The sequence below is a fragment of the uncultured Maribacter sp. genome (assembly GCF_947495965.1).
Taxonomy (GTDB): domain Bacteria; phylum Bacteroidota; class Bacteroidia; order Flavobacteriales; family Flavobacteriaceae; genus Maribacter_B.
In genome coordinates, this window is sequence record NZ_CANMBB010000002.1 from 404,589 (window position 1) to 418,068 (window position 13,480).

At 32.1% G+C, this 13,480-nt stretch carries 12 protein-coding genes; 2 read left to right on the forward strand and 10 right to left on the reverse strand.

Annotated elements, in window-relative coordinates; genetic code table 11:
- Positions 1 to 18 precede the first annotated feature (18 nt).
- The 6 genes from Q0820_RS06190 to pxpA all read right to left on the reverse strand — a co-directional run bounded on the left by Q0820_RS06190 (position 19) and on the right by pxpA (position 6,742).
- The gene (locus tag Q0820_RS06190) at positions 19 to 597 is read right to left on the reverse strand and encodes a class I SAM-dependent methyltransferase (protein WP_298486120.1); all 579 of its coding nucleotides are present in this window, start codon (positions 595 to 597) and stop codon (positions 19 to 21) included.
- Positions 597 to 2,327 carry a biosynthetic-type acetolactate synthase large subunit gene (ilvB, locus tag Q0820_RS06195; RefSeq protein ID WP_298486122.1) on the reverse strand — a complete coding sequence of 577 codons (1,731 nt, stop codon included), beginning with the start codon at positions 2,325 to 2,327 and terminating at the stop codon, positions 597 to 599. The genes Q0820_RS06190 and ilvB overlap by 1 nt, the downstream gene beginning before the upstream one ends.
- 57 nt (positions 2,328 to 2,384) lie before the next feature.
- Positions 2,385 to 4,061, reverse strand: coding sequence for a dihydroxy-acid dehydratase (ilvD, locus tag Q0820_RS06200; protein ID WP_298486124.1), 1,677 nt, complete (start codon positions 4,059 to 4,061; stop codon positions 2,385 to 2,387).
- A 372-nt stretch (positions 4,062 to 4,433) separates the two neighbouring features.
- The gene (locus Q0820_RS06205) at positions 4,434 to 5,273 is read right to left on the reverse strand and encodes a biotin-dependent carboxyltransferase family protein (RefSeq protein ID WP_298486125.1); all 840 of its coding nucleotides are present in this window, start codon (positions 5,271 to 5,273) and stop codon (positions 4,434 to 4,436) included.
- Positions 5,266 to 6,006: a 5-oxoprolinase subunit PxpB gene (gene pxpB, locus Q0820_RS06210; protein WP_298486127.1), complete on the reverse strand. Its 741-nt coding sequence runs from the start codon at positions 6,004 to 6,006 to the stop codon at positions 5,266 to 5,268. The genes Q0820_RS06205 and pxpB overlap by 8 nt, the downstream gene beginning before the upstream one ends.
- On the reverse strand, positions 5,999 to 6,742 hold the full coding sequence (gene pxpA / locus Q0820_RS06215; protein WP_298486129.1) for a 5-oxoprolinase subunit PxpA: 744 nt from the start codon (positions 6,740 to 6,742) through the stop codon (positions 5,999 to 6,001). Before pxpA ends, pxpB begins: the two co-directional genes overlap by 8 nt.
- A 210-nt stretch (positions 6,743 to 6,952) precedes the next feature.
- On the opposite strand from pxpA, the gene Q0820_RS06220 reads away from it, so the two are divergent.
- Both Q0820_RS06220 and Q0820_RS06225 read left to right on the forward strand, forming a co-directional pair.
- On the forward strand, positions 6,953 to 7,396 hold the full coding sequence (locus tag Q0820_RS06220) for a hypothetical protein (RefSeq protein ID WP_298486130.1): 444 nt from the start codon (positions 6,953 to 6,955) through the stop codon (positions 7,394 to 7,396).
- 17 nt (positions 7,397 to 7,413) lie between these two features.
- Positions 7,414 to 7,980 carry a hypothetical protein gene (locus tag Q0820_RS06225; protein ID WP_298486132.1) on the forward strand — a complete coding sequence of 189 codons (567 nt, stop codon included), beginning with the start codon at positions 7,414 to 7,416 and terminating at the stop codon, positions 7,978 to 7,980.
- A 2-nt stretch (positions 7,981 to 7,982) separates the two neighbouring features.
- Here the strand turns inward: Q0820_RS06225 and Q0820_RS06230 are convergent, their stop codons facing one another.
- The 4 genes from Q0820_RS06230 to Q0820_RS06245 form a co-directional block, all read right to left on the reverse strand.
- Positions 7,983 to 8,579, reverse strand: coding sequence for a recombinase family protein (locus Q0820_RS06230; RefSeq protein ID WP_298486134.1), 597 nt, complete (start codon positions 8,577 to 8,579; stop codon positions 7,983 to 7,985).
- Positions 8,580 to 8,774: 195 nt separating this feature from the next.
- The gene (locus Q0820_RS06235; protein ID WP_298486136.1) at positions 8,775 to 9,110 is read right to left on the reverse strand and encodes a hypothetical protein; all 336 of its coding nucleotides are present in this window, start codon (positions 9,108 to 9,110) and stop codon (positions 8,775 to 8,777) included.
- 315 nt (positions 9,111 to 9,425) lie between these two features.
- Positions 9,426 to 10,961, reverse strand: coding sequence for a YifB family Mg chelatase-like AAA ATPase (locus Q0820_RS06240; RefSeq protein ID WP_298486138.1), 1,536 nt, complete (start codon positions 10,959 to 10,961; stop codon positions 9,426 to 9,428).
- Positions 10,962 to 10,969: 8 nt separating this feature from the next.
- On the reverse strand, positions 10,970 to 13,366 hold the full coding sequence (locus tag Q0820_RS06245) for a penicillin acylase family protein (protein WP_298486141.1): 2,397 nt from the start codon (positions 13,364 to 13,366) through the stop codon (positions 10,970 to 10,972).
- Positions 13,367 to 13,480: the final 114 nt, after the last annotated feature.

The following is a 13,480-nucleotide window of genomic DNA, read 5'->3' on the forward strand; positions in this document are numbered from 1 at the left end:
CTTTTCTACTTTTTTCTATTATTTTTTTACTGCTAAAATTAATCCTGTAGACCAATTAAATTTAGTAATAACAAAATCTTTACGTTTTTCTAAATATTCTATTAATCCTAAAGCTTTTTCTTGATGTCCTTTTGGCCAATTCGGTTGTTCAGACATATCATCAATTACATAAAACCCACCAATTTCAACTAAATCTAAAATTTCATCTATTTGGCTATATTTTCCAGGCCAAGCATCTGCAAAAACAACATCAAACTTACTACCTTGATGTTGTTTTATCCATTCAGCCCCATCTTGGCATACTACCTCAACACGACAATCTTTCCCAAAATAACCTTTGGCTATTTCTGTTAACTCTGAATCATTATCTACTGTAATCAGTTTAGATTCTTTATCTAACCCATCTATCATCCAGGCTAAAGAAAGACCTATTCCTGTTCCTAACTCTAAAACTCTTGCTCTAGGTTTAGAAGCTATTAATGTCTTTAAAAATGAACCTATGTGTAAATCAGAAGGCATTCCAAAAGAAATATCTTTGGACTTCCTTTCTATCTCTGAAAGAATTTCTGGCTTATTTAAGAGTATTTTATCGTTCACTACTTTAATCTTATTTCTGATACAGAAGCTCCTGAAGGAATCATTGGAAACACATTATCTTCTTTCTCTACGCATACTTCTAAGAAATAAGGTCCTTTAAAAGCTATCATTTCTTCTATAGCAGCTTTTAAATTCTCTCTTTTAGAGATTCTAGTTGCTTTAATATGATACCCTTCTGCAATTTTTACAAAATCTGGGTTTGTCATTACTGTAGATGCATATCTTTTATCAAAAAATAATTCTTGCCATTGGCGCACCATCCCTAAGTGCTCATTATTTAAAACAACTATCTTAACAGGTACATTATGCTGATTTATTACGCCAAGTTCTTGTATTGTCATTTGGTATCCACCGTCTCCAATAATAGCAACAACTTCACGATCCATTGCTCCCATTTTTGCGCCAATAGCTGCTGGTAATGCAAAGCCCATTGTTCCTAAGCCACCAGAAGTAATATTACTTTTACTCTGGTTAAATTTTGCATACCTACAAGCAAACATTTGGTGTTGCCCAACATCTGAGACAATTACTGCTTTATTTTCCGATGCTATGTTTATTTCTTTTAGAACTTCTCCCATAGTTAACCCCTCTTTTGTTGGGTTAAGTTGGTCATTTATTACTTGGTCAAATTCAACTTTATATTTTTCTTTGAATTCATTATGCCAAGCATCGTGCTTATTTTCCTTAATTTTTGGTAAAATTAATTCTAATGTCTTTTTAGAATCTCCTAATACCGCTACATCAGACATTACATTTTTATTTATCTCTGCTGGGTCTATTTCAAAATGAATAACTTTTGCTTGTTTAGCATAATCGTCTAACCTACCAGTAACACGGTCATCAAAACGCATTCCTATTGCTATTAATACATCGCACTCATTTGTTAATACATTAGGCCCATAATTACCATGCATACCAACCATACCTACATTTAATGGATGGTCTGTATCCATTGCAGATAAACCTAATATTGTCCAAGCTGCTGGTATTCCTGCTTTTTCTACTAATGCTTTTAACTCTTCTTCTGCTTTTCCTAAAATTACACCTTGACCAAAAACAATAAATGGCTTTTTAGCGTTATTTATTAATTCTGCAGCAGCATCTATTGCTTCTACTTTTGGTTTTGGAACAGGTTTATAACTACGCACTCCTGTACATTTTTCATAAGAAAATTCAAATTCTTCTAGTTGTGCGTTTTTAGTAATATCTACTAAAACAGGACCTGGTCTTCCAGAACGAGCTAAATAAAATGCTTTAGCCATTATTTCTGGAATCTCGGATGCTTTTGTAATTTGATAGTTCCATTTTGTTACCGGAGTAGAAATTCCAATAATATCTGTTTCCTGAAAAGCATCAGATCCTAATAAGTGTCTAAATACTTGCCCTGTAACACATACCATAGGGGTAGAATCTATCTGAGCATCTGCAATACCTGTAACTAAGTTTGTTGCTCCAGGTCCAGAAGTTGCCATTGCAACACCTACTTTACCTGTTACTCTAGCATAGCCTTGTGCTGCATGCGTAGCCCCTTGCTCATGACGAGCTAAGATATGTGTTAATTTATCTTGAAACTTATATAACTCATCATAAACAGGCATAATTGCCCCTCCAGGGTATCCATAAATTAAATCGACACCTTCTTCTAATAAACAATGAATTATAGCTTCTGCTCCACTAATTTTCATAGTAGTTTTTTTAGTTTCTTTATTTTTTGCTTTTAATGTTTCCATAAGCCATACCCAACAATCTTTTCAGGTTTTTACGGGTTAATTAAATTAATTATTGTTCTAAAACTCATCTGTTACACAACCTTGTGCAGCAGAAGATACTGATCGAGCATATTTATATAAAACTCCTTTTTTAAACTTTAAAGCTGGTTCTACCCATGCTTCTTTACGTTTTGCTAACTCTTCATTAGAAACTTCTACATTAATAGAATTTGTTTCTGCATCAATCGTAATTACATCTCCATCTTTAACTAAAGCAATTGTACCACCTTCTTGTGCTTCTGGAGAAATATGCCCTACCACAAAACCGTGTGTTCCTCCTGAGAAACGACCATCAGTAATTAAAGCCACATCCTTACCTAAACCTGCTCCCATAATAGCTGCAGTAGGTTTTAGCATTTCTGGCATTCCTGGTCCTCCTTTAGGGCCTTCATATCTAATGACGACTACATTTCCTTTTTCTACTTTGCCACCACGTATAGCATCATTAGCATCATACTCACTATTAAAGACTTTTGCTGTTCCTTTAAACAATAAACCTTCTTTTCCTGTAATTTTTGCTACAGAACCATTTTCTGCTAAATTACCGTATAGCATTCTTAAATGCCCTGTTGCCTTAATTGGCTTATCTAAAGGCATAATAACATCTTGACCTTCTTCTAAATCTGGAACATTTTCTAAATTTTCTGCTAAGGTTTTTCCTGTTACGGTTAAACAGTCTCCATGTAAAAGACCATTCTTTAGTAAATATTTTAAAACTGCTGGTATACCTCCTATTCTATGAACATCTTCCATTAAATATTTACCACTTGGCTTTAAATCTGCAATAAATGGTGTAGTATCACTTATATGCTGAAAATCTTTTAACGTAAAATCTATGTCCGCAGCTCTTGCTATTGCCAAGAAATGTAATACTGCATTTGTAGAACCTCCCGTAATAGTTACTAAACGAATAGCATTTTCTAAAGACTTACGAGTAACAATATCTAAAGGTTTTATATCTTTTTCTATAAGAATGCGCATTTGCTTTCCTGCGGCAATACATTCTTCTTGCTTATTATTACTAATTGCTGGATTAGAAGAATTGTAAGGCAAAGACATTCCTAATGCCTCTATTGCAGAAGCCATAGTATTTGCCGTATACATACCACCACAAGCGCCTGCTCCTGGTATAGATTTTTTTATAATGGATTTATAATTTTTTTCATCCATGGTACCTGCTACTTTTTCTCCCCATGCCTCAAATGCAGATACAATATCTAATTTTCTATCTTCATGACAACCAGATGCTATGGTACCACCATACACTAAAATTGCAGGTCTATTTAATCGTAACATTGCCATTAAAGCTCCAGGCATGTTTTTATCACATCCTACAACAGTAACTAGACCATCATAAGACATTCCTTGTACCACCGTCTCCATAGAATCTGCAATAATATCTCTAGATGGAAGAGAAAAACGCATTCCTGGTGTACCCATAGAAATACCATCACTAACACCAATAGTATTAAAAATTAAACCTACAGTTTCCTTAGAGTTGACTCCTTCTTTTACCAATTTTGCCAAATCATTTAAGTGCATATTACACGGATTACCTTCGTAACCAGTACTTGCAATACCTACTAATGGCTTATTAAAATCTTCATCTTTAAAACCAATAGCATATAACATTGCTTGTGCTGCTGGTTGTGTTGGATCTTGAGTAACGTTTTTACTGTATTTATTTAATTCCATTTATACTAATCTTTCTATTTTATATATTCCTTGGATACTCTTAACAAATCAAATATAATTCTTTACTGAAACCAATTTGGTCCATACTTTTTATTGGTTCAAATTCAAGTCTAAGCAATTTTAACTAATAACCTTATAATCAGTAAATTAACACATGCTTTCATATCATATTCAATAGTTTTTACTTCTAATTTTTAAGTCATTAAAAAAGCCTGTATCACATATTTATGATACAGGCTTCCAAACAATAGAATACTATATCATCCCAGTTACGGGACAATAAAAATAGTACTAACTACTGTTCTTGTTAATTTCATAAAGCAATAATAAGTATTCTTTATTTATAAATCAAAAAATTATAAATTATATTTTTTAAAGCAACTTAAAACTAACAGTATCACCGTATTTTTTTTGTGCCAAAACACAAATTGCCCTATCTGTTAACTGTAATACTCTAGGGTAACCCCCTGTTGTTTGCCCATCTTTCATAAGAATAATTAGTTTTCCCGAAGGAGTTAACTGTATTGTTCCGGGCAATGTTGCCGATGTTAACATAGAATAACTTAATCCTTCAATTTCTTCTTTAAGCTGGTATGCCATCCTATCATTCTGGTTAGAAACAGAAAAAGTAGTTGTAAATATTTGTTTTATTTGCGAGGAATTTAAAAGGTTATATTCTGGACCTTTTGCTATTTTTAGTTCCCTTTTATTTAAAATAGAACTTATTTTTAATTCAGAAATTTTCGGGTTAAAATCTTCATACTCGTCATAATTTAACTCTTCCCCTTTTTTAACACAACGAGATTTTGTTATTGGGTAGTAATAAGAAGCGCTATTTAAAACTACTTTAGATTTAAAACCACCTTTTATTGCTAAATAACCTCTAAAGCCTAAGTTTAATTTACCATAAGAAAGTATATCTCCCGTTTTTACTTTATATATTTTGTATGGAGAAATTGGCTCATTGTTTAATGTTACCACAAAATTTGCACCACCAATGCATATATAAGTTGATGCTTTAAATTCTAACGTAGGTCCAGTCATTGTTATCTCTAGAACCGTTGCATTAGGAGCATTCTCCAATAACGCATTTATAGTCTTAGTAGTGTATACATCCATGGAGCCTGATACTGGCACCCCTTTATCTTTAAACCCAAACCTTCCTTGGTCTTGTAAAGTTGTAAACAAACCTTGCTCTATTACTTTAAGCATCTATTTTAATTTTTTGAATAGTATACACTCCAGCTTGATTTTCTATAACACATAAATCATATTCTGCTCTCTCTATAGAAAAGAATTCAACTTTATCTCCTACACTAACAAATATTGGGTTTTCCCTTGTAGCTTCAAACATAGATACAGGACAATTACCAATTATATTCCAACCTCCAGGGGATTGTTGCGGATAAATTCCAGTTTGCTTTCCTGCTAAACCTACAGAGCCTTTTATTACTTTTTGCCTTGGAACCTCCCTTCTACTTACTTCTAAACCCGTTGGCAAGCCTCCCAAATACATAAAACCAGGAAGAAAACCAATGCCATAAATCGTATACGATTTACTAGTGTGCAACGCTATCACTTCTTCCACACTTTTATTCACCTTTGTTGCTACCTCCTCTATATCTATTCCAAAATCAGTAGTATAACACACGGGTAACCTCCATAAATTCTTTTCCCTTTTAATTTCAACAGCACTTTTTTCTGAGTACCATTGCATTATATTATGTTTTAATACATTAAAATTTATTGGAAAATTTCTTTCCACCAATGTTAAAGAATTATATGCCGGTATGATCTCCCATTTCTCTGGAAATAAAAAATTCTTTGTTAAATAGGTTTTAAACTGCAAAATATCTTCCAAAATGGCTTCATCAACAATATTTGGCCATTCTATTAGTATAGCATGCTGTCCAAATGGTCTTATAGAAATGGTATAGTTAGACACTCTTTAGTATATTTAGTTTTGGTAATTCTTTAGAAAGGTAGGTTAAAATATCTAATGCATTAGCACTATCTCCATGAACACAAAAAGTACTTGCTTGTATTGGTATTAAATCTCCTGACACAACTTTTACCTTTTGCTGAAACAACATTATACGTATATGTTCTAAAACAGATTTAGGATTACGTATTAAAGCATTTTTTTGTTTTCTAGATACCAAACTTGCATCCGAATTATAGTTTCTATCTGCAAAGGCTTCATATTTTAGCTTAAAACCTTGTTTTATAGCTTCTCTTGCAATTACCGAATTATAAGGCGAATACAATACAACCTTTTCCTTATAAGCTATAATACTTTCTAAAAAAGTTTGGGCAAGTTCTTTATCCTTAACCAAATCATTATACAAAGCACCATGTGGCTTAATATGATGCAAAACAGCTTTCTTTTCATTTAAGACACCTACAAAATCTCTTATTTGTTCTTTTATAGAATTAACCAATGAGTTTTTGGATATAGCTATAGAAACTCTTCCAAAATTTTCTTTATCTGGGTAAGATGGATGCACTCCTATCTTAACCCCATATTTTATTGCTAAATCTACAGTTACCCTAATAGTGTCTTTTGTACCAAAATGCCCACCACAAGCAATATTACAAGAAGTAAGAAACGGAAACAAGTCAGATTCATTTACAACCCCTTCTCCTACATCGCAATTAATATCTATGTATTTTACACTCATTTAAAACAATCTGTATTGTAAAGATAAAAATTCATTAACAGTAATACCACCCATATACAAACTTAAAGCTACCCAAATTTTAACATTTAAAGTGCAGTTCGTCTAAAAAAATGCAGTTCATCTAAAAGTAGTATGCATTACATCGAAAGAATATAATAATACCAAAAGTACAAGGTTATAATAGTCCCAAATTTTAATGCCCCGATATAAATGACCTGCTTAGAATGCAATAAAGAATTAGGATACCTTGACCATAAAAACGCTATGGAATCTCTTGGTGTAGAACTTTGTGAAAAACACCAAGCGAGAATAGAAAAATTAATAGAGAAAAACAACACACCATTAGAAGCCATACAGTTATACTATGGTTTAAAAGAAGCTGGTATAAGCGCTATGTTAGAATGGTGGGACGGGAAAAAATCCATAGACATTGCAATTTCTAGAGTAAAACTTAATATTGAAATTGACTCTCAATATGACAAACTAAGTCATGAACAAGCTATTAATGATTTAGAAGAAGATATGCATTCTTTTAAAAATGGATTCACAACCATAAGAATTCCGCATGTTCTAATTAGGTATTATTTAAAAGAAACAGTAAATAACATTATAGGTATTATGGAAGGTTTAAAAGCCAATATAAAAACCATATAATTCAAAAAATTAAAGCTATGTCCACAACAAATAAAATACTAAAGACCCCATTACGTATTTCTATTGCTACCTTATTGTTAGGGATGGCTTCCAGAATTTTAAATTGGCCATATGCTTTTCATGTTATCATAGTCTCTTTTATATTAATTGGTGTATTATATACTATTCGTTTTAACAAAAAAGAGAACAAGCAAACTGTAGATTATGTAAAAATGATTTTAGTAGTTTTTTGGACTACAAATGGCGTTCTAAAGCTATTAGATTTTCCATACACTTTGTTTTTTCAAATTGTTACAGCTTTTACATTTATTGCTTGGTTTATTATGGAAGGAACCGCTTATTTTATGGATGAAGATAGAAAAGCAAAAAACACATTAATACAAATTATCTGGAACGTTGCTTTAGTACTAGGTATACTTGCTACAATTGCTGGTGGCTTATTAAATGTTTTACATTGGGAGTATGCAATGCATTTATTATCTGCAGGTATAACGGTAATTACCGGATATATATTAAAAGATCTTTTTATGCCCCAAAAGTTTGAAGACAAAGACCAGAATAACAACGGAGAATATCAATTATAATTTTAAATAAGTCTTTTAACTTTTTGTACGGTACCCAAACTTACTTTACATATTTTAGCGGTACTCCTTAAGGTTTTACCTTTTAAGAGTGTAGCAACCACTTTTTTGTGTTTTTCAAGAACAACTTCTTTAGATTCTACAGAACCTTTTACTCTACCTTTATAAGTTCCCTTTGCTTTTGCAACTGCAATACCTTTTTTTTGCATTTCTAACGCACTTTGTTTTTCCATTTGAAATACATTTGCAAATGCTTTTAATAATAAAACAAAGATTTCATTAGGCTTTCCCTTTACCAAAGACTCTATTCCTAAATTATCTATTTTAATTGTTATCCCTAATTCTTCAAAGATTTTAATCGTAGTTGTAATGTCTTGCAAATTTTTCCCTAATTGATCTATAGAATCTACACTTAAATAGTCTATTTTAAAACCTTCTAGAGTATTTAAAAAATCTAGCAATTCTTTTCCTTTACTTCTTTGTTTAAATGGAATTGCAGCAATACAACAATCTATAAATAATTGCTGATTTTTATATTTTTTTTGGAGTTTTTTTTCTAATGCTTTAGGAAGAGATTCTACTCGTACATACCTTGCTTTCATCCTACAAAATTAAGGCTTAACTAAGATTTGTACTAATTTTAGGGTATATATTTTATACACACTTAATCTAGAAACAAAAATACTTGTAAAATACACATTGTATCATTTTTAAAATAAACTTTAAAATTGATACATTATATATTTTTTACATAAAAAAGTAGTATAATTAAATTAAGATAGCTTAAGCACAATACTCTATTTAACTAAACTTATATAGTTATACACTTCTTCTTTTAAAGAAATAGTCTTATTCACTATATCATTTACTTGTTGTAGTTTTAACTCAACAAAATTAACAGAAAGTCTTAATGTATCTATTAGTTTTAAATGAGCCATTCGTAATAGCTCTAAGTTTAATTTTAGATCCTCAAACTTCTCAAACAATTTATAGGTCTGTGGTTCGCAAGAGTAGGAACATAGGCTATTTTTTAAGAGCATTACATCTCTATAACTACGTTCCATCTTAATTAAACAATTTCCAATTTCGTTTTCTTCATTTAGTTGTCTGCTTTTTATATTTTTTAGTAACATAACTTTTCATTTAAAATTCATATATAATACAATCAAAAAAGTAATTAATCCCCGAAATAAGAAGTATTCGTGGTACTTTTAAGGAAATGCTCTAAAGTCTATACTATGTAAAACCTGAGGTAATTAAAAAAATATTAAAATCTTACACCTAAAGGTAAGAAAAATCTTTATTAAAAAACATGATAAATATCCTTTTAACTTATTTTTTTTAAACGTAAAAGGATATAATAAAGGTAATTATTTCTTACTGTAACCATAGAATTTAGATAATAGAATTTTACACTAACTATTCTTGATTAAGAATTAGTTTCAATTTTAACCCAACCAACCTTCTCTATCTAGGCTACGGTACTGAATAGCTTCGCTAATATGTGTGCCGTTTACTTCTTTTGTATTTTCTAAATCAGCAATGGTACGTGCTACTTTTAATATCCTATCATAGGCTCTAGCAGAAAGATTAAGTCTTTCCATTGCATTTTTAAGCAGCTCTTTAGAAGTTGCATCTAATTTGCAATATTCCCGAATTTGCTTGGTATTCATTTGTGCATTGTAGTGCACGTTTTCTAAATCTTTGAATCGTTCTGTTTGCAATTCTCTAGCAGCTGTAACACGTTTACGTATTTCTACACTACTTTCTCCTTTACGTTCTTCAGAAAGCTTTTCAAAAGGGACAGGAGTAACCTCTATATGAATATCTATTCTATCCAATAAAGGGCCCGATATTTTTCCAAGATACCGCTGCATTTCTGCTGGCGATGAAGTTACTGGAGCATCTGGGTCATTAAAATACCCTCCAGGGCTAGGATTCATACTAGCAACCAACATAAAACTACTAGGATACGTAACCGTAAACCTTGCTCTAGATATTGTTACTTCTCTGTCTTCTAACGGTTGGCGCATGACTTCTAATACACCACGTTTAAATTCCGGTAATTCATCTAAAAACAAAACTCCGTTATGCGATAAAGATATTTCTCCGGGTTGTGGGTATGCTCCACCTCCTACCAGTGCTACATCGGAAATGGTATGATGTGGGCTCCTAAATGGTCTTAAACTCATTAACCCCATATTTTTAACCTTGCCAACAACGCTATGTATTTTTGTAGTCTCCAAAGCCTCATTCAATGTCATTGGAGGCAGAATAGATGGTAAACGTTTTGCCAACATTGTTTTTCCTGCTCCTGGCGGACCAATAAGAATAATATTATGTCCGCCAGCTGCTGCAATCTCCATACACCGTTTAATACTTTCTTGGCCTTTTACATCCGAAAAATCATATTCTGGGAAATCTAAACTTTTAGCAAACTCTTCCCTAGTATTAATTATAGTTTGTTCTAGTGGCGTTCCTTTATCAAAAAAATCTATAACTTCTTTTATATTTTCCACACCATACACTTCTAAATCGGAGACAATAGCAGCTTCTTTTACATTTTCTTTAGGAAGTATAAAACCTTTAAAGCCCTCTTCCCTAGCCTTTATTGCAATGGGCAAAGCTCCTTTTATAGGCTGCAAACTACCATCTAAAGACAATTCTCCCATTATAATATAGGAATCTAAATTATTAGATTCTATTTGGTTTGATGCCGTAAGAATTCCTATAGCAAGTGTTAAATCATACGCAGAACCTTCTTTACGCAAATCTGCAGGCGCCATGTTTATGGTAATCTTTTTTCCTGGTATTTTATAACCGTTGTTTAATAAAGCAGCAGCTATCCTATAATTACTTTCCTTAATAGCGTTATCTGGTAAACCTACCAAATGATACCCAATTCCTTTATCTACATTTACTTCAACTACTATTGTGGTAGCTTCTACACCAAATACAGAACTACCATAAACTTTTGTAAGCATAATCCTATTTACTTTGGACTAAATATAAGCAATGATTTTGAAGTCTCTTGAATCTCTTTTGTATTCAACAACATTTTTCGGAACTGTCCATTTACAAACATCTTTGCTTGATCCTGATAATGAGGACTAAAGGGGTTCCCAGACTGCCCTGTTGGCAATATACTTATACTATTCTCTACATCGGAGAAATCTACAATTCGTCTAGTAGACGGCCCAGAAGTTACTTTATACCTTCCGGTATCATTATATAAAAACCCTAGGTTGTTTATGACTTCCCTAGTGCCATTTACAGGAAATGGTCCCACATTAAAAAAGGAACGCAATGCTTTTACTTTACCAATTGGATGTTCATGTTCTAAAGTGTGTACTTTATTCCACGTCCAATCTTTATAATTTTTTCCAAAATCTTTTTCTAAAGATTTCCATGCTTTATTAAAAGCTGCATATACTACATCTTGTTTTGTTTCTTTCTTTTGAGCAGTACTACTATTATCCCACCATACAGATTCTGATTTCTCTGCCATAGGAGCTATTACTCTTTTTAATAAATGGGTTGCTAAAAATTGAGAATACAATTCTTCTCCCAATTCATCGGAAAAAGTTTCTTCTATAAAACAATAAATCCATCTATGATATATTGTTGCTTCATAGCTATTTAAAGTGTATTCTCCATTCCATTCCTTTAAAACATCTAAAACTTCTATTTGACTTTTATTCAGCAACTTAACATTTACTACCTTACTTAAACCTACAACTACTCCAGGATTAACCGCAGAAGTAACATCTAGCATCATATTACGCACAGATTTCTTATCCCAATCGTTTTTTAGGCCTAATAACTGTGTAATTCTTTTAGCTCTATTTTCTGGCAAATAATAACCAGGATACAACCTACCATTGACAGAATCTGGTTGATTATTGGCTGAATAAACATAGTTCCAAGGTGGATTTATAGCCTTAGGGTTTTCACTAAAATCTAAATATTCAACTCGCTCTTCTTTTCCTTCAGCTCCATTTAAAACCATTTTAGAATGTGTTCCATTTGGTAAAGTGTGTAATTTGGCAGATGCAAACCAAGCTACATTTCCTTCTACATCACCATACATAACATTTAATCCTGGCGCATGAATATTTGGGAGAGCACTTTTAAATTCAACTATAGTATTTGCTTTAGATATGCTATAAAAAGCATCTAGAGCTTTATTCTCGTACAACGTATAGGTCCAAGACATACTAATTGGTTTTTCTCCCATTATTTGCTTAGCTATACCCGTTAATACAGGACCATGCCTTGTTTTTTTATAGGTGAAATTTATTTCTTGCCCGTCTTTTACCTTTATTTTTTTTGTTATGTAGGAGTAAGACTTCCATCCTTCTGGGGTTTTATATTTTGTACTATCTGCAGGGTTCGTTTTTTCATAATAAAAATCCACATCATCATTTTCAAACATTGTTAAACCATACGCTAAGTTTCTATTATGCCCCAAAAGAGGAAAAGGAATTCCTCCTAAATGATAACCGTATTTTTCATAGGTTGGTGTACTTAAATGCGCTTCATACCAAACAGCAGGTTGCGCAAAACCTATATGTGGATCATTTGCAAATAATACGGCACCGCTTTTGGTTTTTTCTGGAGAAATAACCCACCCATTACTCCCTTCAAACAAAGGTAAATTTATGTTTTTCAAAGCATTAGTAACAGACGCACTTACAGAGTTTTTAATTCCTTTTTTTGCTTTTAAAGATTCATAATTTTTTAACCAAACGGTACTAGTGTCTACGTTTATTTCTAAATCCACTAAATAGGCCTCTCCTAATTTATCTTTAATATTGGTAATTAATGGGTCTGTTTTATGCGCCATAGCAAAACTAAATGCCATATACCCCATAGTATTATACATATCTTCTAAACTAAAATTTTGTTTTTTAATTCCGGTTAAATAAAACTCTATTGGCGTAGGACCTTCTTTTATAAATTTATTTACCCCTTCTAAATATGCATTAGATAATTTTACAACAGGACTATCTGTATCTAAACTGGCAACTGTTCTCTTTGTTGCTTCTTCTATATCTAAAGAGAGGAAAAATTTATCTGTAGAAATTAAATCTTTACCAAAAACTTCAGACAATCCACCAGATGCAATTCTTCGCAGTAGTTCCATTTGCCAAAGTCTGTCTTGCGCATGCACATAACCCAGAGCTCTATAAGCATCTTCTTCCGTTTCCCCATAAATATGTGGGATTCCGTATGTATCATAATAAACCGATACTTCTTTTTCTAATGCAGCATCTACTATCTTACCTTCATACTCTGGCTTAAGATGCCAAATTGTTAGATAGCCTATTAAAATTAACACTCCCAACAATAGTAAGACATAAACGGCTATTTTTTTAAATTTCACCATGCTTATTCTTAAGATAAGCGAGTAAGATAAAATTAATTCACCAAAAAAGCACCTAAAAAGATGCTTTAATGATTTACGTTAGGGGAACTATACTTTTCATTAAATAGATATAGA

What these genes read in the sequence shown, in the direction of transcription:
- ilvB (WP_298486122.1), bottom strand. Translation starts at nt 2,327, where the DNA reads ATGGAAACATTAAAAGCAAAAAATAAAGAAACTAAAAAAACTACTATG.
- ilvD (WP_298486124.1), bottom strand. Translation starts at nt 4,061, where the DNA reads ATGGAATTAAATAAATACAGTAAAAACGTTACTCAAGATCCAACACAA.
- Q0820_RS06205 (WP_298486125.1), bottom strand. Translation starts at nt 5,273, where the DNA reads ATGCTTAAAGTAATAGAGCAAGGTTTGTTTACAACTTTACAAGACCAA.
- pxpA (WP_298486129.1), bottom strand. Translation starts at nt 6,742, where the DNA reads ATGAGTGTAAAATACATAGATATTAATTGCGATGTAGGAGAAGGGGTT.
- Q0820_RS06220 (WP_298486130.1), top strand. Translation starts at nt 6,953, where the DNA reads ATGACCTGCTTAGAATGCAATAAAGAATTAGGATACCTTGACCATAAA.
- Q0820_RS06225 (WP_298486132.1), top strand. Translation starts at nt 7,414, where the DNA reads ATGTCCACAACAAATAAAATACTAAAGACCCCATTACGTATTTCTATT.
- Q0820_RS06230 (WP_298486134.1), bottom strand. Translation starts at nt 8,579, where the DNA reads ATGAAAGCAAGGTATGTACGAGTAGAATCTCTTCCTAAAGCATTAGAA.
- Q0820_RS06235 (WP_298486136.1), bottom strand. Translation starts at nt 9,110, where the DNA reads ATGTTACTAAAAAATATAAAAAGCAGACAACTAAATGAAGAAAACGAA.
- Q0820_RS06240 (WP_298486138.1), bottom strand. Translation starts at nt 10,961, where the DNA reads ATGCTTACAAAAGTTTATGGTAGTTCTGTATTTGGTGTAGAAGCTACC.
- Q0820_RS06245 (WP_298486141.1), bottom strand. Translation starts at nt 13,366, where the DNA reads ATGGTGAAATTTAAAAAAATAGCCGTTTATGTCTTACTATTGTTGGGA.